Below are 23367 nucleotides of genomic sequence, written 5' to 3'. Positions count from 1 at the left end.
GCGCGATGCCACCGCCCCTGCTTGAATCAGGACGTCGGCCAGATTGTGACCGATGAGTCACAACATACTTCTAAGAAACTTTTTGCCGGCAGAGAACCCTCAGGTTCCGCCTTCCCCCGGCAGATTGCCCGCCAATAATAAAACCCGTCGACCGGCCTTCAATGGATCGACATGGGCTCCAAATTCCAGGCGTATGCCTACCTGTCACAAAGCTCGTGCAATCTCATTTGCGCGCATACCCGCTTGCCCAGGAGTCTTATGACATGAGGCCAGAAATCGCTGTGCTGGATATACAGGGTCAGTATCGGGTTTACACGGAGTTCTATCGCGCAGACGCCGCAGAGAAGACCATTATTCTGGTCAACGGCTCGATGGCCACGACTGCGTCGTTTGCTCAGACCGTGAAAAACCTCCATCCGCAGTTCAATGTGGTGTGCTACGACCAGCCCTACGCGGGCAAGTCAAAAGCCCACAACCGGCATGAGAAATTGCTGACAAAGGAAGTCGAAGGACAGATCCTGCTGGAGCTGATCGACCACTTCGCCGCCGAACACGTGCTGTCGTTTTCCTGGGGCGGCGCCGCCACCCTGGTCGCCCTCGCCCAACGGCCACGGCGCATCGAAAAAGCCGTGATCAGCTCGTTCTCCCCGGAGATCAACGAGCACATGCGCGACTACCTTGAACGCGGCGTCGACTACCTCGGCAGCCGGGACGGTGACCGGGTGGGCACGCTGGTCAACAGCACCATCGGCAAACACCTGCCGTCGCTGTTCAAGCGCTTCAACTATCGCCACGTGAGCAACCTGGCCGAGCACGAATACGGGCAGATGCACTTCCACATCAGCGACCTGCTGCACAGCGATCGCCAGTGCTTCCTCAAGGCTGCCGAAAAAATCAACGTGCCGGTGTTGTTCATGAACGGAGAATGGGACGAATACACCGCCGCCGACGGCGCCCGGCTATTCGCCAACCACGTGCAACACGCCACTTTCAGCACCCTGCAAGCCACCGGTCACTTTCTCGACATGGAACACAAAGCCGCCTGCCGAGACAGCCAAAACGCACTGCTGGGCTTCCTGAAACCCGAGCAATACGCCAGCCGACCGCGTTACCACTACGTCCAGGACCACCATGCACTGGCAATCTGAAACAGAGTCATCGCGAGCAGCCCACTCCTGCACTGCTAACGCAATCCTGTAGGAGCGAGGCTTGCCCGCGAATGGCCATCACACGGTCCATGCCTTCGTGCCACTCACGCTAAACGCATCGCACACAAAGAAAAACTTCAAATCCGCGCGCACATCTGGTACAAAGTCAGCCGCTCTGAGCGGGTGTCGTATAATGGCATTACTCCAGCTTCCCAAGCTGATAACGAGGGTTCGATTCCCTTCACCCGCTCCAATCGAATTTTGGTCTCACGTTGAAGGTTTTTGGCGGGGGATGTAGAGATAGAAAAAAACCGGTCCAGGTGGCCGGTTTTTTTGTGTCTGGAGTTTAGGCAATACGAAAAATTAAATCGCCGGAGATTCATTCCTTGCGGCTTTGATTGCCTCAGCTTTCTGTACGACTTCTCGTTGAGAGGCGTTAGCCTTGCTGATGACGTCCATCAAAATGTCACGCCGGGTCTCAGGGGAGGTTTTAGAGAAAAACTCTGTCAAAGCACTGGTCTTCTCAAGCTTGGCTGTACACATCAATTTCATGCCTCTGTTAACAGCTCAACGAGCTGGGCTTGATCATAGTTCTGGGGGATCAGAGTGTAGGGTCACTCAGCAAACAGAGAAATGCTAGTTCCACCACCCTCTCGGGCAAACGCCTGACATTCAATAGCTAATCCTTTGTCCTCAACCGTTGCGATTTCGCCGCTATCCTCAATTGCCTGCTGACGGCATTGCTTCGAAAACTTAACAACGTCAGCCGCAGATCGCGACGAAACCAGAACGCCAACACGACCGAGCAACTCATAGAACTGCTGATCGGGATTTGGGCCGTCCCACAATACGTACACATTAGGCTTACCGAGCGCGCAATTTACGGACAGCGTGATATTCGGGCCATCTCGATATTCAGTATTTTGTTTATCTACTGCCTGTTTTATTTGCGTTAAGTGACGCTCCTCCTTGAGTGCAGCAAGGATCGTTTCACAGGACTCGGCAAGGACTGCCGTGGAAAACATCAGCAGGGCCACACCAAGGTAGATTTTTGTTCGAAATTCAATCTTCATAGCGTTACTCAATTGAATCCTGAATATGCACCATAGCTGGACCTAGATGGGTGAAGCGTTTGAGAGCTCTCGACGCCAGTGAATAAAATGCTCAGGTCTTTATAAAACGCTGTAATTTTTTACTCACGGTTCACATCCTCCTCCCCCTACTCAGCTCTCTCTTTATCAGTCGATTTTTCAAAAAAGCAACGTCCTACACTACTCTAGGAATTGTCCGTAGACTTGCGGATTGCTGTGTCTTTGTCACGAGGCCTATAGTCGATCCGCGCCCAAATGGCGTATCGAGTTTGGCGACTTGATGACAACGACCCAGAGAGCTTCGAGATTTTGCGGAGTTTTCTGACTGCACTTTGCTGCGCTTTTTTTGGTGGCTGTGCGTGGGAGATCTTCGGGTCTGCCGGTTTTACCGTTGTCCGGTTCGCCAACCCGCGTACAGCTACCACCCTATTGTTTGGCGACGATTGAGTGGTAGGTCTTTAACCTACAACCGGTAATCACTCATGAACGAATACATGGCTCTAACCAGCAACGCCGACGACCTACCTTCCCTGTTCGTCAACACCACTCAACCGCTGCACTCACTGCTCAGTACGGCCAGTTACAGAATCCGGGCCGTGACGCAGCTCCTGGAAAACCTCGCGATGCGCGGTGACATCACGTCTGATTCGGTGGTCCTCAGCGACTTTGCATTGCTCTGCTGCGTGCCCTTGCGCGACGGTTGCGATGTGCTGGACGTGATCGCTCGACGCATGGATGCGGAATAGTTCTGACGGTTAGATCGGGCGCCTTTTGGGGCGCCCTTTTCGTTGGCATTGACCGCCCACGAATGGCTAATCCCGATCAGCCAAAGGTCAAACCTGTGGGAGCGAGCTTGCTCGCGATAGCGGACTGCCTGGCAATACTTCTGTTGAATGTTAAACCGTCATCGCGAGCAAGCTCGCTCCCACAGGGATTTTGGTGTTCACGCCTTAACTGATCGGCGTTAACCGCCGCAGTGCTTACAAATCCCCAACGCACATACCATTTCCCTTCTCCGCTGCCCCCGCTAGCATCTCTTCCATCTACAACCACCCTCCCCCTGCGCGGCCATCAACGAATACGCGCCACAACTCTTCGAGGGAAACCAATCGGCCGCACCACCGGTGCCGCCCGTGACGAACTCAACAGAGCAATTTGAACATGACGCAAAACATTTACGACGATCCGGAATTTTTCCAGGGCTATAGCCAGATGGGCCGTTCCATCGGTGGACTGGATGCCGCGCCTGAATGGCCGGCGCTTCAATCCATGCTGCCGCCGATGAAAGGTCTGAAAGTGGTGGACCTGGGCTGCGGTTACGGCTGGTTCAGCCGCTGGGCCAGTGAGCAAGGTGCCGACAGCGTGCTCGGTCTCGATGTGTCGGAGAAGATGCTGGAGCAGGCGCGCAAGACGACCTCCGCTGCCAATATCCAATATGCCCGCGCTGATCTGGAGCAACTTGACCTGCCCGCAGGCAGTTTCGATTTGGCCTACAGCTCTCTGGCGCTGCACTACATCAAGGATCTGCCCGGCCTGTTTGCCAACATTTACGCAGCACTGAAACCCGGTTCGCGTTTTGTATTTTCCATCGAACACCCGATTTTCATGGCGCCGCGTAATCCGGGTTGGTTGATTGATGGCGAAGGTCACAAGCGTTGGCCACTGGACAGTTATCAGCTGGAAGGTGAGCGGGTGACGAATTGGCTGGCGGAGGGTGTGATCAAACAGCACCGGACGATGGGGACGTTGCTGAATACGCTGATTGCGGCGGGATTCACGATTCGGCACGTCAATGAATGGGGGCCGAGCGATGCGCAGGTTGCAGCGCAGCCAGCGCTGGCGGAGGAGCGTGAGCGGCCGATGATGATGTTGGTGGCGGTTGAGCGTTGAAATTATCTGCTTGATGCCAATTAGTTAAAGAACACCACAATCCATTGTGGGAGCGAGCTTGCTCGCGATGGCGGACTGCCAGACAACACATTGTTGAATGTTGGACCGCTATCGCGAGCAAGCTCGCTCCCACAGGTTCAGTGTTTCAGATGACTAGCTCATTGGCTTTTTTACCGCGTTGCGACGATGAACAACCGAGGAAACGGAAGCAACACCGTCCCATCCTCCAACGCCGGATAAGCCTGTTCAATCTCAGTCAAATACCGCTTCAGATACTCCGCCCGCTCGCCCTCATCCAGCGGATCGAGAAACGGCCGCAACCCGCTCCCCTTGAACCACTCCACCACGCCCGAAGCCCCACCCGCCAGCGGATGATGGTAAGTCGTGCGCCACACATCGACGCGCTTACAGTGCGGTCGCAGCATCGAATAGTAAGCGCTGGCGCTGGCCATTTCCGTCCGTTGCCCGGCGGCGTCCGCCAGTTTGCTGGCCCACGGGCCATTGGCGGCGACTTCGCGCATCAGACGATGGGACGGTTCGTTGAGGTTATCCGGCATTTGAATAGCGAGGCTGCCACCCTTGGTCAATCTGCCGGCCAGTGAGGGCAATAACGTCGCGTGATCGGGCAACCACTGCAACACCGCGTTGGCGAAGATCACGTCGAACGGGCCGCTATCGTTCCAGGTTCCGATGTCAACGGTGTCGAACTTCACTTGTGGCAGGCGCTTGCGGGCGGCTTCAATCATGTCGGGCGAACTGTCCACGCCGCGCACCCATGCATTGTCGAAGCGTTCCACCAGCAACTCTGTGGAATTGCCGGGGCCGCAGCCGATGTCGATGGCCGAGCGCGCGTCCACCGGCGGGATCGCTGCGAGCAGATCCCGGGCCGGACGGGTGCGTTCATCTTCAAAAGCGACGTATTGCTTGGCGGACCAACTCATTGCGTTCTCCTGTCGAAGGGGTGCCCTGGCATGGCCGGACAACCGGTTCGCTACGATACCCCGACCCACGCGCCAGCCCTATTCGACTTATGTAACACGGTGGATCTGAAGCGGGATTTTCTTATCGCCAAATGATCGCGAATCATAACCAAATCGACCGTTCGTCTTGGGAACAGCCAAGCAATTTTGACAGCCTACATATCGCATCTATAGTCCTAATCGCGGCCAGTCGGAAGGAACCCGACCTGTTAATTTGCACGCAAGGAGCAAGGCCAACTCGTGCCTCGTGCAAGCAGGGTTCCGCCCGTAGTGTTTCAGCAACGGCCGTAAGGCAAGCAAGCGTTGTCATGCCTGGAAAGTCCGGGCAATCACTATGAACAAGGAGCTTTACTATGTCTCGAGTCACGGATGTGCTGGTCTCTATCGACACCGAAACCATTCTGAAAAACTACCCGAACATCAGCAAAAACCCCGCGTCGCCAACGCTGATCGACGTCAACCATGTGTACATGGTGACCAACCGCGACAACGTGATCAATGGCCAGGCCGGTGGCGAACTCAACTTGAAGGCCCGGGTGGGCGACCTGGTTCGCTGGCGTGAAACCAGCCTGTCGCAGAGCTTCGAGACCGCGGTGATTTTCTACAAATTTATCGCCAACCAGGGCAACAACCTGATCTCCACCCCTACCCCGCGCGAGGCTGAAGCCTGCGTTGCCGTGCCCAACCCTGAAAACCCGTCGGTGCCGAGCTGCCAGAAGGTCACTAACCATTACTGGTCCTCGGAAACACTCAAGACCGGCAGCGTGACCTATCACTTCCATTTCCTGATTGTCGATCGCGACTGCAAAGTTGTCGGCTGCTGCTCATGGGATCCGTTCATCACCATCAGCAACTGACGAAGGCTGGCCCCTTGGTAACAAGGGGCCTTCCCCGTTCGTTGCCGTTTCGGCAGGAACAGGATGTCTTGCATGAACCGAAGCGGCTGTCGTCTCGTGCCAACATCATGAAAGGAATCCATGATGACTTCCGAACCGATCAAATCGCCTTCATCCAGTGTCGCGGCGGCCAACAATGTGCTGCTGATCGTCGATGCGGAATCGCTGCTCGAAAAGTATCCGACACCCAGCATGGAAGCCGAAAAACCGACGACTATCAGCGATGGGTTTATCTTTGTCGCCAGCGGATCGTCTTCCGAAAAAAATGCTAAAAATGACAGTAAATTGACATTAACCGCAAGCAACGGAAAAACCTTCCACATTCGCGGTAGAACCGTGAGCCTGATCGCCGAACACAGCGTGGTTTTCTACGACATGGCCGTGGGCGATACCAAAGTGCTTTCGCCGCCAAAACTGCAAGTCAGCAGCGACCTCACCGTGCCCGCCCCCAACCCGGAAAACCCGACCCAACCCGGCAGCCACCAGGCCGATGATCATTATTGGGAATGCACGCACCTGACCCCAGGCGTTGCAGCCTGCGAGTTGAGTTTCATGCTGGTTAATCAGAATTGTGAAGTGGTGGGGTATTTCAGGTGGGAGGTTGAGGTGAAGCTTTCGGCTTGAATAGATCCCACAAAAAAAACGCAAAACCCTGTGGGAGCGAGCTTGCTCGCGATAGCGGTCTTACATTCAACACGTGTGTTGTCTGCCAGTCAGCTATCGCGAGCAAGCTCGCTCCCACAATGGTTGCTGTGTCGATAGATCAATAGAATTTTCAGCAAGCCGTCGCTGTCTGAACTTCAGGCGCATCCCTATAAGGAACACGGCAATGAAATTCGCAAAAGTCTCGCAGAAACTCGCGCTGTGGGCCGGCAGTCCCACGACGTTTTTGATCGCGATCATTCTGATTGCTGTGTGGGGGTTAACCGGGCCGATTTTTCATTACAACGACACCTGGCAGCTGATCATCAATACCTCGACCACCATCATCACCTTCCTGATGGTGTTCCTGATCCAGAACACCCAGAACCGCGATACGGATATTTTGCATTTGAAGATCGATGAGTTGCTGCGGGTGACGAAAGAGGCGCAGAACGCGATGCTGGGGCTGGAGTCGCTGGATTTGAAGCAGTTGGAGGAGTTGCGCAAGCAGTACCGCAAGATCGGCGAAGGCGAGACGATTTCCATGGACGTCGCCCCCAGCGGCGACAAGCCGAAATCAAACCTGGATCAATGCTAAAAAACCTCTGCGGGTGACTGAGGTCACCCGCGCGCGATAACGGTTAGCGGCTGGCTTGCAAGGCCTTGGCCATCTGCAGATGGTTTTGCAGTTTGGGCAAGGTTTCCTCGGCAAACGCTTTGATTTCCGGAACGTCGGTGGTCTGCGCTTCCTGCTGGATCTGGTCGATAGCAGCCTGGGTGTTTTGCACCTGACTGGCCGCGTAGGCCTGGTCGAACGTCGGGCCATCCTTCACTTCGGGGATCATCGTTTTGGACTTATCGATCACTTCTTCCCGAGGCGCGACCGGCAAGTCGAGCTTCTTGGCGATTTTCGCCAGGTGCTGGTTGGCGGTGGTCAGGTCGTTGATGACCACGACGGTGTAGTCCTTGACCTCTTTGGATTCGGTTTTCTGGTGCGCCAGGCGACTGGCTTCGATGTCGGCCATGCCTTTGGCGGACGCCTCGTTGATGAAGTCGGCAGGCGACTGGGCAAAGGCGCTGCTGGCGCACAGGCCCAGTAACGTGGCAAAACTGGCATTGCGTAAACGGGTGGCCATCCGGCTCATGGTCGCGCCCTCCTCGAAATAAAATTCAAACGGGAGCTTTCGCTCCCGCCTCTCAATCAAAACCACCTTCATCCACTACTTGGATTTCTGCCCACCTTTGCGGCCCATATCGGGTTTCGCAGGGTCTTTGTCGACAGTCGTGGTGGTAGTTTTCCCACCTTTGCGACCCGCTTCAGACGCCTTCGTTCGATCGTTGGCGAAGTTTCCCGAGTTCGAGTTTCTTGAATTAGGCATGATTCTCATCCTCTTGGTGATGATTGCGGCGAGCAAACGCCCGCATAGGATCAGAATTCAGATCCGGCCAAAGGTTTAGAAAAAATCGGGGAAATTGCGACGAACGGTGGTGAAAACTCAGGCTTCAAGCGGTCGGTGACGAAGGCGTTTGACCGCGTACATCGCCTCGTCGGCATAGCGAAACAACTGCTTTTCTTCCGTGCCGTGCTCAGGGTAGAGCGCAGCACCGATGCTCGGTTCGATGTTCAGGCTGTGGCCATCCAGGCGTAATGGCTGCACCAGTACCTGACGGATTTTTCCGGCGACGCTGTCGGCATCTTCTGCGGCTTGAATGCTGTGCAGCAGCACCACGAACTCGTCGCCGCCAATGCGCGCCACCGTGTCGGTATCGCGCACGCACCCCTTGATGCGATTGGCCACTGCCTGCAGCAACATGTCGCCGACCGCATGGCCGTGGGTGTCGTTGACCTGTTTGAAACGGTCGAGATCGACATACAGCAACGCCATGCGTCCGCCCTCTGACCGCGCCAGCGCCAGCGATGCCTTGAGCCGGTCACGTAGCAATTCGCGGTTGGGCAGTTGGGTCAGTTGATCGTATTGGGCCATGTGTTGCAGCCGCGCGTGCAATTGCTTGCGCTCGATGGCGGTCGCGACTTGGGCGCAGACGTATTGCAGCAGTTCTTTGTCCTGCTCGGTGTAGCGCTCGCCGCCGGCCTCGCTTTTGACGATCAGCGCGCCGATGGTGCCGTTTTGCGAATTCAGCGGCACGCCGAGCCAACAGGGCGAGTCTTGCCCGGCCACCAGCACTTCGAAACCTTCAGGCAGTTCGTCCTGGTCCGGGGTCAGCAAGATCGGCTGACCGCTGCGAATGACCTCGGCGCACAAACGTCCGGTGACGGTGCCGGGCAGTTCTGGTTGATGCTCGCGGTCATCGACGTGATAGGGGAAATTCAGCTGCGCGCAGTGTTCGTCGTACAGCGCCACGGAAAAATTCAGCGCCGGCAGCCATTCGCCGATGATTGTGTGGATGCGCTTGAACAGTGCCAGCAAATCTTCCGCCGCATGGGCCGCTTCGGAGATCGCATACAGCGCCGCTTGTCGCGACTCGGCCTGTTTGCGTTCGGTGATGTCCCGGGCCACGGCGATGCGCAGTTGATCGACTTCCGACCAGCGCGCCGACCAGAGGATATGCACCACCCCGCCGTCCTTGCGCAGGTAGCGGTTTTCGAAGTTGAGCTTGGGCTCGCCACCCATGATTTCTCGCGCGGCATCGAGGGTGCGCTGGCGGTCGGCGGGGTGTACCAGGTCGATCATCGGCTGGCCGACCAACTCATCCGGGGTGTAGCCGAAAATACGCTCGCATGCTGCACTGACAAATACAAAGCGGCCTTGTTTGTCCACCGCACAGACGGCGTCCAGCAATAGGTCGATGTAGCTCGCCAAAGGCGCGGAATTTCTGGTGGCCATGGTGCAGGGCGCGTGTCCGGACAATGCAGCGATAAAAAACCGTCCCTGACCGGTGCCGCTGACGCGTCCTTGCGATCAGCCTCAAGCCTTGTTCGTCACCAACCCCGGCAAGGCATGGGCCAGGGCATTAATGGCAAAACCGATAAACATCACTCCGCACAACCGGGTGATCAACAATTCATGGCGCTGATACAAGGTGCGTACCCGCCGCGCACCGACGATGCCAATCAGAATAGCGTACGCCAGCAATCCGCCCACGAAGCTCAGGGCAATCAGCCAGGGCAGCATCGACCAATGGAGCAATTCGGCGCGGCTGGACAGCAGCGCAGTGAATGTCGCCACGGCCACCGGATAGGCTTTCGGGTTGGTCAAACCGAACAGAATGCCGTGCCAGAACGGCTGCCGCGCCGGTCCTTGCGGCGCATCGGCGCTACTGCGGCGAGCACGAATCGCCCGCAGGCCGAGCCAGAACAGATAGAGCCCGCTGAGCATGCCCAACACATCGAACGCCGTACTGCCGATTTCCCGAGCACCGACAATCGCGATCAACGCCGTGCTGCACCAGACCACATCCCCGAGCAAATGCCCGCACAGGAAACCCGCCCCAGCGCGCCGACCGCGAGCCGCGCCAATCCCGAACACCGCCAGCACGCCCGGGCCGGGTGTGATGCCGTAGATGAAGCCGGAGGCGAGCACGGCCATTAGCAGCGATGGGGTCATGGGGAAGTCCTGTTTGAGGCGATGGGTCGCAAGTCTATCTCAGGTCCTGGGGCTCAACGGACTGATCGTCGAAGAACTTCATGCCTGCATAGGGCTTTTGCCGACAGGCCTCCAGCCGCGAAGCCAGATCCCCGACATGGACTTCGAGTTTGTGGCCGTCCGGGTCGAGGAAGTAGAACGACGCGCCTTCGCTGCGGTTGTCGCGCCATTCCCTCACGCCGGCAGAGCGCAGGTGCTCGACGAACGGCGGGAAATCCACAGCGCTGAGGGTGAAGGCGTAATGGGTGTAGTCGGCGGCAGGCCCGGATTGGCGTAATGGATCCAGGGAAAGACACAACCACAGGCCCGGCAGCGAGAGATAGGCGCCGCTGTCCCAGGTCGCGTCGAGGCGCAGCTGCAACAGGCCTTGATAGAACGCCACGCTGCGGTTCAGGTCGGTAACCGCGAGGGTCAGGTGGTTGAGGCCGGTGAGCATGGGTGATTAACCTTTGAGTGCTTCAGGCACGACGTATGGTTTGATAGTTGAACGCACCAACTATTGAAGTCCCTTGAAGCCTTGTGGCAGTACGTAGCTTTTACCGTCGTATCGAAGCGTCGTGAGCACCGGTTTGGCCGTAGTGGACTTGGATTCACAAGCGTCCCCCTCACCTTTTCCGACATCACGGGTGGTGACCGTTTTGACGATCAAATCCGCGTATCCATGTGAGCTGGTCTTACCGATGTCGACGGTTCGGGTGTGGTGATAAAGCTCACCGGCGCAACTGCCATCCCATTCGCCACCGTACTCATCGATCAGGAGCTTATCCAGAACCGGCCGCAGTTTGTCGCCTTCTTTGACGAAGAGCGAGAGCATCTTTTCACTGACAGGATTAACCCGTGACGATCCACTAAAGGTGACGAGCACACCAAAGGCTCGCAGCTCTGGCGTGAGCTTGTAGCGCGCGGTATCGAGTTGCAGGTCTTTATATTCAATGGCATCCGACTCAAAAGCAGCTGACTTGCGATACGTCGCCAGCGGCTGCGAAGCACCCGCCGAGACAACGGCCAGGTCAAGATCATACTTCCCCTCGGGGCCAGAATCACTCGCCGAATACCCCGATTCAAACTGCGACAACGCCGTAATCGTCAGCCCCGGATAAGCCGGCCAGTCCTTGCACACCGAATACCCGAAATCCCCATAAAACGGCGGCTTCTCACACTGCGCAAATGCCTGGGTCGTCATCGCCAAACTGCACAGCGCTGCACAACCCATCCAGCCAGACTTCAATGTCATTCCCTGTTCCTTGTGAGTTTCAAGCCAGTCAAATTCTGCGGCGCACTATCCCCGGTACGCGGCGTCCGCTCAACAAATTGTTACGACAAGAGAAACGGACCGGACCGCTACTCGACGCGGCCACGCTGTATGTTCGTGCTACAAGCCGTGAAATCGAGACCTCCATGCCTAACCTTTCAGAGCATCTACCACTTAACACCACCTATATTTCAACGAACCATGCCTGGGAAGTAGAGGAGATACGGGCCGCGATCAAAGAAGCCGATGCAGGTGACTTCGCTACAACCGAGGAGTTGAACGCAATCGCCGAAAAATGGCGCCCAGTGCCTAATACCGATCATTCAGGCCTGACACCGAACCTGTGGCGAGGGAGCTTGCTCGCGCTGGGCTGCGAAGCGGCCCTCTCTTTACCTAAAAAGAAGGGGACTGCTGTGCAGTCCAGCGGGAGCAAGCTCCCTCGCCACAAGTGACTCATCGGCTTAACTGACTGGCATTACGCCCAGTGCCGGAAATTAATTAATGACTGGATTTATCCCCTGCTCAATCCGCCCATTCAACCAATTCAACGCCTGATCCCCGCCCCGCCGTTTATGCCAGACCAGCACAAAGGTAAACGATGGAATATGAAACGGCGGCGCCACGACGATCAATGATTGTTCATCAATACCCCGCAACCCACGCGAGGCCACCGTCAGGATCAAATCCGTCCCGGCGATAAATTCCGGCGCAACGCTCCAGTGCGGCAGGCTGATCGCCACGCGTCGGCGCTCCCTTAACGCCGTTAGCGCCCGTTCGATTTCCGGGGTGCCGCTGCCGCGCATTTCCAGCAGGACGTGGGGGCGGGCCAGGTAGGTCGGCAGGTCGAGGGTGCCGTCGGCGGGCAGGCTGTGGCGGTCGACGAGGCAGGCGTAGCGCTCGTCGAACAGGGGCGTGCTGCGCAATTCGTTTGGCAATTCGGGAAACACCCCCGCCGCGACGTCGATGTCGCCGTTGAGCACGCCGTCGAGCATGCCTTCGCGGCTGGCGTGGCTGATTTGCAGGTCGATGCCCGGCGCTTCCCGGCGCAAGGTGCGAATCAGCCCCGGCAGGACGATGGCCGCGCCGTAGTCGGACATGGCCAGACGAAAGGTGCGCTTGGCGGTGGCGGGATCGAAGGTGTTGGGCGCCAGCAGCGATTGCACCTGGGCCAGGGCTTCGGCCAGCGGCGCGATCAACTCCAGCGCCCTCGGTGTCGGCACGAGCGTGGCTCCCGCGCGGACCAGCAATGGATCACCGAGCAGATCGCGCAAGCGTCCCAACGCATGACTGACCGCCGGTTGACTCAGGTGCAGGCGCTCGGCGGCGCGGGTCACGTGTTGCTCACTGAGCAAAGCGTCGAGGATCACCAACAGGTTGAGGTCGATGCGCCGAAGATCATTCATCTGATGCATGTTCCAGATAGCAAAACGGAATTTAAATCTGCGCGACGAATACCCTACAGTCCAGCAAAACCTGTTGGAGTCATGATCATGAATACATTGCAGTGGAGCGGTCTGTTACTACTGGCGGTGATTGCCGGGGCGGTGGTGCCATTTCAGAGTGCGATCAACGCCAATTTGAGCCGAGGCCTCGGGCATCCGTTATGGGCGACCCTGGCTTCGTTATTGGTGAGTTTGCTGGTGCTGCTGCCGATCATCATTGCCCTGCGCCTGCCGTTGCCGTCGTTGGCGTTTTTCAGCAAGGCACCGCTGTGGATGTGGGCCGGTGGCGTTTTCGGTGTGTGCTTTGTGGCGCTGGCGGTGATGTTGCTGCCGAAACTCGGCGCGTCGGGGTTTGTGGTGCTGGCCCTGACCGGGCAAGTGATGGCCTCGATGGTGCTCGACCATTTTGGGTTGTTTGGGTTGGTGGAGCGGGAGGTGACCTTGCCCCGGTTGGCGGGTGCGTTGCTGGTAGTGGCTGGGGTGGTGTTGATTCAGATGAGTGCGGTGCCGGGCAAGAGCCTGGTGGCGCCAGGATGAAGATGCTGGGGGCCGAAGCAGAAACTTGTGGGAGCGAGCCTGCTCGCGAAAGCGGTCTGTCAGTCACATCAATGTTGACTGTCAGGCCCCCTTCGCGAGCAGGCTCGCTCCCACAGGTTATGCGCGCAGGTATCAGAACTTATCGAGGGTGCGCAACTTCTGCGGCAAGCCCCACAGCAACAGCGCAGCAGCAATCAACGCGGCGACGCCGATGACGTACAGCGCCGGAGTGGTGCTGCCGGTGAGGTCCTTGATCCGCCCCACCATCACCGGGCTGACGATGCCGCCAAACTGCCCGAGGGTGTTGATCACCGCGATCCCGCCCGCTGCACCGGCACCCGCGCCGGCCAGCAGTTTCGGCGGCAGGGTCCAGAAGCTCGGGATGCAGGCAATGATCCCGGCACCGAGCAAGCCCAGCGCGACAATCAGGAAGGTTGTGTGGTTGGCGAAGATCCCGGCGCAGAAGAATCCGACCGCGCCCAACGTCACCAGGCCGGCGACAAACTTGCGGCGTTCACCGGTGGAGTCGGACAAGCGCCCGATCACCACCATGCTGATCGCGCCGCAGATGTAAGGAATCGCCGTCAGCAAACCAATCATCACCGGGCTTTCCGTGCCGGCGCTGCGGATCAATTGTGGCGCCCAGAAATTCAAGCCGTAGGACGCGACCTGGATCAGGAAGTAGATCAGCCCCAAGGTCAGGAACCCCGGAATCTTCAGCGCCGCGAGCAGCGAGCCGCCGCCCTTGTGCGGTTCATGGTGAGCAATGCGGCTGGCCAGCAAGGTTTTCTCCGAAGCGGTCAGCCAATGGGCATCTTCAATACGATCTTTAAGCAGCTTCAACACCAGAAAACCGAGGCCGACGCAGGGTACGCCGCCAAGCAGGAACAGCCAGTGCCAGCCGCGCATGTCCATCACGCCGTCGAGGTGTTGCAGCACCAGACCGGAAAACGGTGCCCCCACCAGACCGGCAAACGCCGACGACAAAAACAGCATCGAGGTGATGCGCCCGCGATAGTGCTGCGGGAACCACAGCGTCAGGTAATACAGCACGCCCGGTGCGAAACCGGCCTCCATCGCGCCGATCACAAAGCGCAGCGCATAGAACTGCCATTCGCTGTTGACGAAGACCATGGCGGCGGTGGCGACGCCCCAGGACATCATGATCCGGGCGATCCAGCGCCGGGCGCCGACCTTGTACAGCATCATGTTGCTCGGCACTTCGAACAGCACGTAACCGACCACGAACAGCCCGGCGCCGAGGCCGTAGGCGGTATCGCTCAGGCTCAGGTCGGTTTGCAACTGGAACTTGGCGAAGCTGATGTTGATGCGGTCGAAAAACGCGAACAGGTAGCAGACCATGATCAGCGGCATCAGGCGCCAGGCTACTTTGCTGACCAGGGCTTTTTCGGCGTCGAGGCTTACGGACGGGCTCGCGCCCGCCTCCAGTACATTAAGGCTCATGTGTTTCCTCCAGGCGGACTTCCCGTGGGTGTCCGATTGTTTTTGTTGTCTGGTGTGCGTTCGTTAATACGCTTGTTCTGTAGGAGCAAGGCTTGCCCGCGATAGCGGTCGTTCAGTCGACATCGATGTTGGATGGGAGGCCGTCATCGCGAGCAAGCTTTGCTCCTACAGGCGGTGTGTGGTGGTCAGGAGGGCGATGGATGCAAATCGCAATTGCGCCCGGCCTTGGCCAGTTGTCCGGGCACTTCGTGGCCCAGCAGCGCCGGCAAGCCTCGGGACAGTTTCAGCAGCAGCGGCAGATCGATGCCGGTGTGAATGCCGATTTCATCGCACAGGTTGACCAGGTCTTCCGTGCAGATATTGCCCGAGGCTCCTGGGGCAAACGGGCAACCACCGAGCCCGCCGAGCGCCGCGTCGAAACGCCGGGCGCCGGCCTCATAGGCAGCGAGTACGTTGCACAAGCCGAGGCCGCGGGTGTTATGGAAATGCAGGGTCAGGTCCGCGGGCGAAACCCGCTGCAACACTCGCCGCACCAGCCGATCCACCTGTCGTGGATTGGCCATGCCGGTGGTGTCGGCCAGGGTGATGCCTTGAATCCCGAGTTCCTGATACGCCTCGACGATTTGCAGCACGCGATCCTCATCGATCTTGCCTTCGAACGGGCAACCGAACGTGGTGGCGATGCTGCCGTTGAGTCGCACCTGCGTGCCGCCAACGTATTGCACGATTTCGCCGAACGCGGCCAATGACGCTTCACAACGCATACGCATGTTGGCCAGGTTGTGGGTCTGGCTGGCGGACATCACCAGATTCAACTCGTCGGCCCCGGTCGCCAGCGCCCGTTGCGCGCCTTTGAGGTTGGGGATCAGTGCAACGTAAATCACGCTCGGTTGCCGGGTGATGCCCTTGAACACCAACTCGCCGTCGCGCAACGCCGGAATGGCTTTCGGAGAGACGAACGAACCCGCCTCGATGCGGCTGAACCCGGCCAACGACAGTTGATCGATCAGGGCAATCTTGTCGGTGGTTTCCACCCACGTTGGCTCAATCTGCAAACCGTCCCGAGGCGAGACTTCCTGCACGATCAGCGTCTGGGAAAAGTCAGTGATCATTGCACCACTCCTGCGGCTTTCAGCCGTTCGATGTCGGAACCGGTCAGGCCCAGCCCGGCGAGGATGCCGTCGGTGTGCTGACCCAATTGCGGCCCCGACCAGTTCACGCCACCGGGGGTTTCGGAGAGTTTGGGCACGATGCCCGGCATTTTCACCGTGGCGCCGCCGGGCAGGTCGGCGTTGAGCAGCATGTCCCGCGCCTGGTAGTGCGGATCGGCGACGATGTCGGCTACCGAATAGATGCGCCCGGCCGGGACTTCGGCGGCTTCGAGCGCGGCCAGCACGTCATCGATGGGCAGGCTGCTGGTCCAGTGGGTGATGGCGGCGTCGAGCACATTGCTTTTCAAGGCGCGGCCGTCGTTGTGGGCGAATTCCGGCGCGTCGGCCAGATCGCTGCGACCGATCACATTCATCAAGCGCTTGTAGATCGGATCGCTGTTACCGGCAATCACCACATAAGCGCCGTCGGCGGTCAGGTAGGTATTCGACGGCGCGATGCCCGGCAGCGCGCCGCCGCTGCGTTCGCGGATGTGGCCCTGCATGTCGTATTCCGGCACCAGGCTTTCCATGACGTTGAACACGCTTTCGGCCAGTGACACATCCACCACTTGCCCGCCGCCCTGCCCGGTCTTGACCCGCAGCAACGACATCAGCGCGCCGATCACTGCGTGCAACGACGCCAGGGAATCGCCGAGGCTGACCCCGACCCGGGCCGGTGGCGAACCGGGGGTGCCGGTGGTGTAGCGAATCCCGCCCATGGCCTCGCCGATGGCGCCGAAGCCCGGACGGTCGCGGTACGGGCCGGTCTGGCCGTAACCGGAAATTCGCACCAGTGTCAGGTTGGGGTTAAGGGCGTGCAACACGTCCCAGCCAAGGCCGAGTTTTTCCAGGGCGCCGGGGCGCAGGTTTTCGATCAGCACGTCAGCGCTGGTCGCCAGTTGCTTGACCAGTTCGATGCCTTCAGGGGATTTGAGATTGAGCGCCAGGGATTTCTTGTTGCGCGATTGCAGGTACCACCACAGCGAGGTGCCCTCGTGCAGCTTGCGCCATTTACGCAGGGGATCGCCCTGGCCCATGGCTTCGATCTTGATCACCTCGGCGCCGAATTCAGCAAGCATGCGCGCGGCAAACGGCGCGGCGATCAGCGTACCGATCTCGATCACCTTGATTGCACTCAGGGGGGCAGTCATCGCGGGGTACCTCTTGTTCTTGGAATATGTGGCCAAGGCTAGAGGAGCGAGGGGTGGGGAATCCAACCTTCAGTTGGCAAGGGGCGTTCGTGAAACGCGAATGCTCGGCCGAAATTACCGCGACCTCAGGTCAGCCTTCGCGAGCAGGCTCGCTCCCACAGGGGATCTCTTGCGTGCACAACATTCACGTCCACTGAAGATCCATTGTGGGAGCGAGCCTGCTCGCGAAGACGCCAGCCCATTCAACAAAAATTTATCAGACCGCCCCGCGCAACTGCTCAAACAACATCCGGCTTACCGGCGACAACCCCACTTCATCGCGCACCACCAGAATCAACGCCCGATCCGACCAGTCATCCGTCAACGGCACCGCGTGTAACCCCAGCGCCCGGCCAAACAGCTCATAGGCTTTTTGCGGCAAGATGCCGATGCCCATGTTGGCCTGGACCATCCGGCACATCGCATCGAACCCCGGCACATGAATCCGCAACCGCAGCACCTTCCCGGCCTTGCGCGCGGCTGCGTGGGTGCGCATGTTGATCGAGCTGGCCGCATGCAGGCCGACGTAGTCGCTGCCCAACGTATCGGCGAAGGCCAGGGTTTGGCGACTGGCCAACGGATGGTCCGGCGGCATCAACACCACCAGTTTGTCCTGGCGATACAGCACGCGGTGTAGCCCCTTGACGTCGCTGTCACTGGAGCAAATCCCGAGGTCCGCCACGCCATCCAGCACCCCTTGAATCACGCCGCTGCTGGGCCGTTCTTCAAGATCGGTTTTGACTTGCGGATGACGCTCGGAAAAGTCCCGCAGGTCTTCGGGCAAGAACTGAATGATCGCCGACAGGTTCGCCAGCATCCGCACATAGCCGCGAATGCCGTGGCTGTGCTCGCCCAGTTCCAGCCCCATTTTCTCGACGTTGAACAGCATTTGTCGGGCATGGTGCAGCAGGGTTTCCCCGGCCGGCGTCAGGGTCATGCCCTTGGCCTGACGCACGAACAGGCTGATGCCGAACGCTTCCTCCAGCTCCATCAAGCGCTTGCTCGCCGCCGACACCGCGATCGCTTCCCGCGTGGCCGCACGGGTCAGCGTGCCTTCTTCGTGGACGGCGACGAAGAGTTGGAGGGTGATTAGGTCGAGGCGGCGGATCAGGCTTTTTTGCAGCATGGGGGGCTCGATGCTCGGGTTCGGCTGAGTCGGCAGGATAGCCGGTTTTGGCCCACAGCCTCACACGACACCTTCCTACACATAAATCTCTTGTAACACTCAAGCATGCAGGAATCGGCCGATTCAACGCCGACACCGCGCTCCGTAAAATCTCGACACACAAGGACAGCCACAACCACACAAGGAGCAACACGTTTATATGGACCAGACAGCCCGCACAGCAAACACCTTCACCAATTATCGAAAACTGATCGCCCTGGCCGATCACGACTGGGAAACCGCCGAAGCCGGGAAAGTCGCCGACTTGAATGTCGTCATCCGCAGCGCCAACCGCATGGTCGATCAACACGGGCGAGCGTTTCATCACTTTTGCACCACGTCGTACCTGGGCCTTGACCACCATCCCGACCTGCTCAAAGGCGCCATGACCACGTTATGGGAAACCGGCACCCTGCGTATCGCCAACTCGAAAAACCGCTGCAAACTGGCGATCCTGGAACAGTACGAAAGTGAACTGTCCGAGTTGTTCGGCGCCCATTGCCTCAGCACTTTGTCGTGCAGCGCGGCGAGTGCCGGGATCCTGCCGCTGCTGGCCAGCGGAATATTTACCGAAAACCGCCCGCCGGTGATGGTGTTCGACCGATTGGCGCATTATTCGATGAATCACCTCAAAGCCGCGTGCGCGGATGAAACCCGGGTGGTGACCAGTCCCCACAACGACATGGATTTTCTGGAAACCCAGTGTCAGCAAAACAGCACGGTCGCCTATGTCGCCGACGGCGCCTACAGCATGGGCGGGGTGGCGGACCTGGACAGTCTGTTGTACCTGAAGGATCGCTATGGGCTGTTTCTCTACCTGGACGATTCCCATGCACTCTCTGCCGTCGGAACACTTGGTGCCGGCCTGGTGCGGCCCCGGTTGCAAGCCCTGGAGGATGATTGCCTGATCGTCGCGTCACTGGCCAAGTCGTTTGGTGCCAGCGGAGGCCTGGTGATGCTCGGCAATGAACGGCAAAGGAAGCTGATTCAGCGTTACGGCGGCCCGAGCAATTGGTCGCAAAGCCTCAACAGTGCAGCCATCGGCGCCGGCAGGGCCTCGATCAAGTTGCACCTGACCCCGGAATTCGTCGGATTGCAGGAAAAACTTCAGGTTAATATCCAGCTCTTTGACAGCCTGATCCAGACCGATCAGCACGGCAGCACCATGGCGATTCGCTTGATCCGTTGCGGTGAAGCGGCGCTGGCCAACAGCGTGGCGACCGAGTTAGCCACCCTCGGTTTCTTCACCTCGGCGGTGTTTTTCCCGGTGGTCGCCCAAGGTCAGGCGGCCATCAGGATTACTCTGCGAGCCGACATGGAGCCCGCGCTGATTCGGCACTTTTGCGAACTCGTCACCGAGCTTTTGCGCACTCACGACCGGGACGTCGGCCGCTGAACCCAAGGAAAGATTCGATGAAAAACCGCACCACCCTCCTCGTTACCTGCAGCACGGTTTTTCTCGCGCAATTGGGCATGAGCATTTACTTGCCGGCATTGCCGGAGATTGCCCGGCATTTGTCTGCTGATGCGTCGCAGGTGTCCTGGGGGTTGGCGGTGTACCTGATCGGCATGGCGCTGCCGATGTTGTTCTGGGGCAGCCTTGGCCAGCGCATCGGGCGTAAACCGGTGTTGCTGGCGGCGCTCGGCATTTATGGCGTGGGCAACCTGGCCTTGCCCTTGGGCCAAACCCTGGAGTCATTCCTGTTTTTTCGGTTGCTTCAGGGGATTGGCGCCAGCGGGATTTCGGTGATGGCCCGGGTGCTGATTCGCGACAGTTTCCGTGGTGAGTTGCTGGCCAAGGCGTTGTCGTGGATTTCGATTTCCTTCGTCGTGGCGCTGGGGATTGGCCAGTACCTGGGGTCGATTATTCAGGTCGCGTTTGGCTGGCCCTCGATCTTTTATATGTTGGGGGCCGTGAGCCTGGTGATGGCCGGGATTGTGGCGCGGGTCGCGTTCCCGGTGCTGACCGACGAGAGCAGTCCAGCCTCCAGTTGGTCGAGCTATGGGCGCATCCTGCGACATCGCGCCTTCCTGCTGCCGGCCCTCGCTGGCGGCCTCGGTTACGGCGTGATCATCGCGTTCAACACGGCGGCGCCGTTGATCCTGCAAGGGCCGTTCAACTGGTCGGCTGTGGAATACGGATTGTTGGGCTGGCCGATCAGCGCGGCGTATTTTCTCGGCGCATTGGCGGTTAATCGCTTTGTGGTGCGCACCGGCCAGCATCGGCTGATGGCGTTGGGCGTTGGGCTGGTGCTGGCCGGCAGCGCGGTGATGTGGCTGGGGAGTGTCGCGGCGACGTCGGTGGCGTTGCTGTTCTGGCTGCCCTACTGCTTTGCGGTGTTCGGCCAGTCGTTGAATTATCCGATCAGCCTGTCGCTGGCCAACGAAGGGTCGCCGGTCAGCGGGGCTTACGCGATGGCGCTGAGCGGCTTCATCCATCAACTGATGGCCGCGATGATTGGTGGCATTGCCAGTCTGATCGCCAGTCAGCAGGCCTGGCCGTTATCGTTGTTGTGCACCTTGCTGGCCTTGGGCGCGATGCTCTGCGTGAGGTTCGCGCCGGGCCGCAAAACGGTTTAGAACGCGCTGCGGAAAATCTCCTCGATCTGCCGCTGATCCGCCGCACGCGGGTTGGTCAGGCCGCAGGCGTCTTTCAGGGCATTGGTGGCGAGGATCGGGATGTCGTTGAGCTTGGCGCCGAGGTCGCGCAAGCCGCCGGGGATTTCCACGTCCCTGGCCAGGCTGCGGATCGCCGTGATGGCCGCTTGTGCGCCCTCTTCCTGGCTGAAACCGCGAATGTCGGCACCCATGGCGTGGGCCACGTCGGTGAGGCGATCGGCGCACACCAGCGCATTAAAACTTTGCACGTGGGGCAACAGCACCGCGTTACACACGCCGTGGGGCAAGTCGTAGAAACCGCCCAATTGGTGGGCCATGGCGTGGACGTAACCGAGGGACGCGTTGTTGAAGGCCATGCCGGCGAGGAACTGCGCATACGCCATGTTTTCCCGGGCGGCCATGTCGCTGCCATCGCGCACGGCCAGGCGCAGGTTGTTGCTGATCAAGGTCATGGCTTTCAGCGCGCAGGCATCGGTGATCGGGTTGGCGGCGGTGGAGACGTAGGCTTCGATGGCATGGGTCAGCGCGTCCATGCCGGTGGCGGCGGTCAGGCCCTTGGGCATCGCGACCATCAGTGCCGGGTCATTGACCGACAGCAGCGGCGTGACGTTGCGATCGACGATGGCCATTTTCACGTGGCGCGATTCGTCGGTGATGATGCAAAACCGGGTCATTTCGCTGGCAGTGCCGGCGGTGGTGTTGATCGCGATCAGTGGCAGTTGGGGCTTTTCGGATTGATCGACGCCTTCGTAGTCGCGGATATGTCCGCCGTTGGTCGCGCACAGAGCGATACCTTTGGCGCAGTCGTGGGGCGAACCGCCGCCCAGGGACACGACAAAATCACAGCGACTTTCCTTGAGCAGGCCCAGGCCACGTTCAACGTTGGCGATGCTCGGGTTCGGCTTGGCACCGTCGAAAATCACCGAGTCGATGTCCTGCATCGCCAGTTTCTCGGCAATCATCGCCGCCACGCCGGCCTTGGCCAGCCCGGCGTCGGTGACGATCAGCGCCTTGCGGAAACCGTACTTGCGAATGGCGTCCATGGCTTCGTCGAGGCAACCGGTGCCCATGATGTTCACGGCGGGAATGAAAAACGTGCTGCTCATGAGCGAATCTCCTGACGGGGGCGAATCGACAGCGTCGATTCAGCGGATGAGCACAGGATCGACCCATCAGTCACGGCGCATGTTGATCTGGCTCAACCCCCGGTCGTGATAAAGTCGCCGCCCATCAGACCTTTCGCTTTTGAGACGACCAACGCAATGACCGATTTCCAGGATGTTGATGCCCAACTTGAAGACTGGAACGCCTTGCGCACCACCGCTTCGTTCAGCGGCCTGCTACTGGGCAACGGCGCCAGCCGCGCGGTGTGGGACGACTTCGGCTACGACTCGCTGTTCGAAAATGCGCGCACCGTCGAAGAAAAACCCCTGAGCCAATCCGAGTTGAGCGTGTTCGATGCGCTGCAAACCCGCAGTTTCGAGCAGGCCCTGAGCGCGCTGAAAATCACCAGCCGCGTCAACAAGGCCCTGGCCGTCAGCTCCGCCGCGCCGCGCAATCGCTACTACGCGATCAAGGAAGCGCTGATCAACACCGTGCACGCGGTGCATATCCCGTGGCGGCTGGTGGTACCTGCGACCCTGGCGACGATCAATCAAGAGATGGGCCGCTATCAAACGGTGTTCACCACCAACTACGATTTGCTCGGCAACTGGGCGATCCAGCACCAGCCTGAGGCGCTTACCGACCTGTTCCACGGCACCGAGCCGAGCTTCGACTTGAGCGCCAGCGCTACCGACAAAACCCGTTTGCTGTACCTGCACGGTGGTCTGCACCTGGTGCGCAATCAGGACGGTACGGCGCGCAAATTGATGTCCACCGAAGGCACGTTGCTCGGCAGTTTTGCCATCAACAACACGATCAAAACCCTGGATGACGTGCCGCTGTTCGTCAACGAAGGGCCGGCCCAGGACAAGCTCAAGACCATTCGCAGTTCGGATTATTTGTCGTTTTGCTATGACCAGCTATTGGGACATGGCGAGGGGTTATGTATTTTCGGGCATGCGTTGGGTGAGCAGGACAGCCACATCATCCATGCGTTGCGCCAGGCGAAACCGAAGGTGGTGGCGGTGTCGATTTATCCGCGCAGCAAGGCGTTTATCCAGCATCAGAAGCGGCATTACGCGAAGGTGTTTGAGGGGACGGGGGTTGAGCTGAAGTTTTTTGATTCGAAGACCCATGCGTTGGGGAGCACGAAGCTTAGGGTTCCGGTTGAGGTCTGAAGAGAACACCGAA

General features: G+C 59.0%; 25 protein-coding genes and 1 tRNA gene. 12 read left to right on the top strand and 14 right to left on the bottom strand.

Features of this window, described 5'->3' with window-relative positions; genetic code table 11:
- Window positions 1-263 precede the first annotated feature (263 nt).
- A complete protein-coding gene (locus tag BK667_RS07250) occupies window positions 264-1148 on the top strand; it encodes an alpha/beta fold hydrolase (protein WP_123507549.1) in 885 nt (294 codons plus the stop codon).
- 179 nt (window positions 1149-1327) lie between these two features.
- Window positions 1328-1401, top strand: a tRNA-Gly gene (locus BK667_RS07245).
- A 361-nt stretch (window positions 1402-1762) separates the two neighbouring features.
- On the opposite strand, the gene BK667_RS07235 is transcribed toward BK667_RS07245, so the two are convergent.
- Window positions 1763-2221: a hypothetical protein gene (locus BK667_RS07235; RefSeq protein ID WP_123406160.1), complete on the bottom strand. Its 459-nt coding sequence runs from the start codon at window positions 2219-2221 to the stop codon at window positions 1763-1765.
- Window positions 2222-2721: 500 nt separating this feature from the next.
- Here BK667_RS07235 and BK667_RS07225 point away from each other — a divergent pair, with 500 nt between their 5' ends.
- Together BK667_RS07225 and BK667_RS07215 are read left to right on the top strand one after the other, a co-directional pair.
- The gene (locus BK667_RS07225) at window positions 2722-2985 is read left to right on the top strand and encodes a short-chain dehydrogenase (protein WP_123507545.1); all 264 of its coding nucleotides are present in this window, start codon (window positions 2722-2724) and stop codon (window positions 2983-2985) included.
- Between the two features lie 415 nt (window positions 2986-3400).
- Window positions 3401-4129, top strand: coding sequence for a class I SAM-dependent methyltransferase (locus tag BK667_RS07215; protein WP_123597186.1), 729 nt, complete (start codon window positions 3401-3403; stop codon window positions 4127-4129).
- Window positions 4130-4299: 170 nt separating this feature from the next.
- Here the strand turns inward: BK667_RS07215 and tam are convergent, their stop codons facing one another.
- Window positions 4300-5070 carry a trans-aconitate 2-methyltransferase gene (gene tam, locus BK667_RS07210; protein ID WP_123597185.1) on the bottom strand — a complete coding sequence of 257 codons (771 nt, stop codon included), beginning with the start codon at window positions 5068-5070 and terminating at the stop codon, window positions 4300-4302.
- Window positions 5071-5462: 392 nt separating this feature from the next.
- Between tam and BK667_RS07205 the strand changes: the two genes are divergently transcribed.
- The 3 genes from BK667_RS07205 to BK667_RS07195 all read left to right on the top strand — a co-directional run bounded on the left by BK667_RS07205 (window position 5463) and on the right by BK667_RS07195 (window position 7245).
- Entirely contained in the window at window positions 5463-5966 is a 504-nt protein-coding gene (locus BK667_RS07205; RefSeq protein ID WP_123507539.1) for an inclusion body family protein, read from the top strand.
- 123 nt (window positions 5967-6089) lie between these two features.
- Window positions 6090-6629, top strand: a complete 540-nt coding sequence (locus BK667_RS07200; RefSeq protein ID WP_123597184.1) for an AidA/PixA family protein — start codon at window positions 6090-6092, stop codon at window positions 6627-6629.
- Between the two features lie 205 nt (window positions 6630-6834).
- Window positions 6835-7245, top strand: coding sequence for a low affinity iron permease family protein (locus BK667_RS07195; RefSeq protein WP_123507535.1), 411 nt, complete (start codon window positions 6835-6837; stop codon window positions 7243-7245).
- 43 nt (window positions 7246-7288) lie between these two features.
- On the opposite strand, the gene BK667_RS07190 is transcribed toward BK667_RS07195, so the two are convergent.
- The 6 genes from BK667_RS07190 to BK667_RS07165 all read right to left on the bottom strand — a co-directional run bounded on the left by BK667_RS07190 (window position 7289) and on the right by BK667_RS07165 (window position 11486).
- Window positions 7289-7792 carry a DUF4142 domain-containing protein gene (locus BK667_RS07190; RefSeq protein WP_123406144.1) on the bottom strand — a complete coding sequence of 168 codons (504 nt, stop codon included), beginning with the start codon at window positions 7790-7792 and terminating at the stop codon, window positions 7289-7291.
- Between the two features lie 75 nt (window positions 7793-7867).
- On the bottom strand, window positions 7868-8026 hold the full coding sequence (locus tag BK667_RS07185) for a KGG domain-containing protein (protein WP_010462447.1): 159 nt from the start codon (window positions 8024-8026) through the stop codon (window positions 7868-7870).
- A 117-nt stretch (window positions 8027-8143) separates the two neighbouring features.
- Window positions 8144-9493 (bottom strand): sensor domain-containing protein, encoded by a 1350-nt coding sequence (locus BK667_RS07180; RefSeq protein ID WP_123597183.1) that lies wholly within the window; start codon window positions 9491-9493, stop codon window positions 8144-8146.
- 81 nt (window positions 9494-9574) lie between these two features.
- Complete coding sequence (locus BK667_RS07175) at window positions 9575-10213, bottom strand: LysE family translocator (RefSeq protein ID WP_123597182.1); 639 nt, start codon at window positions 10211-10213, stop codon at window positions 9575-9577.
- A gap of 34 nt (window positions 10214-10247) precedes the next feature.
- A complete protein-coding gene (gene fos, locus BK667_RS07170; protein WP_123597181.1) occupies window positions 10248-10688 on the bottom strand; it encodes a fosfomycin resistance glutathione transferase in 441 nt (146 codons plus the stop codon).
- A 60-nt stretch (window positions 10689-10748) separates the two neighbouring features.
- Window positions 10749-11486, bottom strand: coding sequence for a PA3715 family protein (locus BK667_RS07165; RefSeq protein ID WP_123597180.1), 738 nt, complete (start codon window positions 11484-11486; stop codon window positions 10749-10751).
- A gap of 164 nt (window positions 11487-11650) precedes the next feature.
- Between BK667_RS07165 and BK667_RS07160 the strand changes: the two genes are divergently transcribed.
- On the top strand, window positions 11651-11956 hold the full coding sequence (locus BK667_RS07160; RefSeq protein WP_123597179.1) for a hypothetical protein: 306 nt from the start codon (window positions 11651-11653) through the stop codon (window positions 11954-11956).
- Between the two features lie 42 nt (window positions 11957-11998).
- Here the strand turns inward: BK667_RS07160 and BK667_RS07155 are convergent, their stop codons facing one another.
- Window positions 11999-12916 (bottom strand): LysR substrate-binding domain-containing protein, encoded by a 918-nt coding sequence (locus tag BK667_RS07155; protein ID WP_123597178.1) that lies wholly within the window; start codon window positions 12914-12916, stop codon window positions 11999-12001.
- A gap of 78 nt (window positions 12917-12994) precedes the next feature.
- Between BK667_RS07155 and BK667_RS07150 the strand changes: the two genes are divergently transcribed.
- On the top strand, window positions 12995-13483 hold the full coding sequence (locus BK667_RS07150; protein WP_123597177.1) for a DMT family transporter: 489 nt from the start codon (window positions 12995-12997) through the stop codon (window positions 13481-13483).
- 132 nt (window positions 13484-13615) lie between these two features.
- Here the strand turns inward: BK667_RS07150 and BK667_RS07145 are convergent, their stop codons facing one another.
- From BK667_RS07145 to BK667_RS07130, 4 genes are all read right to left on the bottom strand, one after another.
- The gene (locus tag BK667_RS07145) at window positions 13616-14947 is read right to left on the bottom strand and encodes an MFS transporter (RefSeq protein WP_123507515.1); all 1332 of its coding nucleotides are present in this window, start codon (window positions 14945-14947) and stop codon (window positions 13616-13618) included.
- Window positions 14948-15132: 185 nt separating this feature from the next.
- Window positions 15133-16059: a hydroxymethylglutaryl-CoA lyase gene (locus BK667_RS07140; protein WP_123597176.1), complete on the bottom strand. Its 927-nt coding sequence runs from the start codon at window positions 16057-16059 to the stop codon at window positions 15133-15135.
- On the bottom strand, window positions 16056-17249 hold the full coding sequence (locus BK667_RS07135; RefSeq protein ID WP_123597175.1) for a CaiB/BaiF CoA transferase family protein: 1194 nt from the start codon (window positions 17247-17249) through the stop codon (window positions 16056-16058). The genes BK667_RS07140 and BK667_RS07135 overlap by 4 nt, the downstream gene beginning before the upstream one ends.
- Before the next feature lie 256 nt (window positions 17250-17505).
- Window positions 17506-18414, bottom strand: coding sequence for a LysR family transcriptional regulator (locus BK667_RS07130; protein WP_123597174.1), 909 nt, complete (start codon window positions 18412-18414; stop codon window positions 17506-17508).
- 199 nt (window positions 18415-18613) lie between these two features.
- On the opposite strand from BK667_RS07130, the gene BK667_RS07125 reads away from it, so the two are divergent.
- Both BK667_RS07125 and BK667_RS07120 read left to right on the top strand, forming a co-directional pair.
- Window positions 18614-19849 (top strand): aminotransferase class I/II-fold pyridoxal phosphate-dependent enzyme, encoded by a 1236-nt coding sequence (locus BK667_RS07125; protein ID WP_123597173.1) that lies wholly within the window; start codon window positions 18614-18616, stop codon window positions 19847-19849.
- Window positions 19850-19866: 17 nt separating this feature from the next.
- Entirely contained in the window at window positions 19867-21033 is a 1167-nt protein-coding gene (locus BK667_RS07120; RefSeq protein ID WP_123597172.1) for an MFS transporter, read from the top strand.
- Here BK667_RS07120 and yiaY read toward each other — a convergent pair.
- Window positions 21030-22178: an L-threonine dehydrogenase gene (gene yiaY / locus BK667_RS07115; protein WP_123507503.1), complete on the bottom strand. Its 1149-nt coding sequence runs from the start codon at window positions 22176-22178 to the stop codon at window positions 21030-21032. The genes BK667_RS07120 and yiaY overlap by 4 nt on opposite strands.
- Before the next feature lie 156 nt (window positions 22179-22334).
- On the opposite strand from yiaY, the gene BK667_RS07110 reads away from it, so the two are divergent.
- Window positions 22335-23354, top strand: coding sequence for a DUF4917 family protein (locus BK667_RS07110; RefSeq protein ID WP_123597171.1), 1020 nt, complete (start codon window positions 22335-22337; stop codon window positions 23352-23354).
- Window positions 23355-23367 lie beyond the last annotated feature (13 nt).

Origin of the sequence: Pseudomonas frederiksbergensis, assembly GCF_003732705.1 — a bacterium.
GTDB lineage: Bacteria > Pseudomonadota > Gammaproteobacteria > Pseudomonadales > Pseudomonadaceae > Aquipseudomonas > Aquipseudomonas frederiksbergensis_F.
Note: the sequence above shows the minus strand (reverse complement) of the source record. Positions and strands in the feature narration are given on the sequence as shown.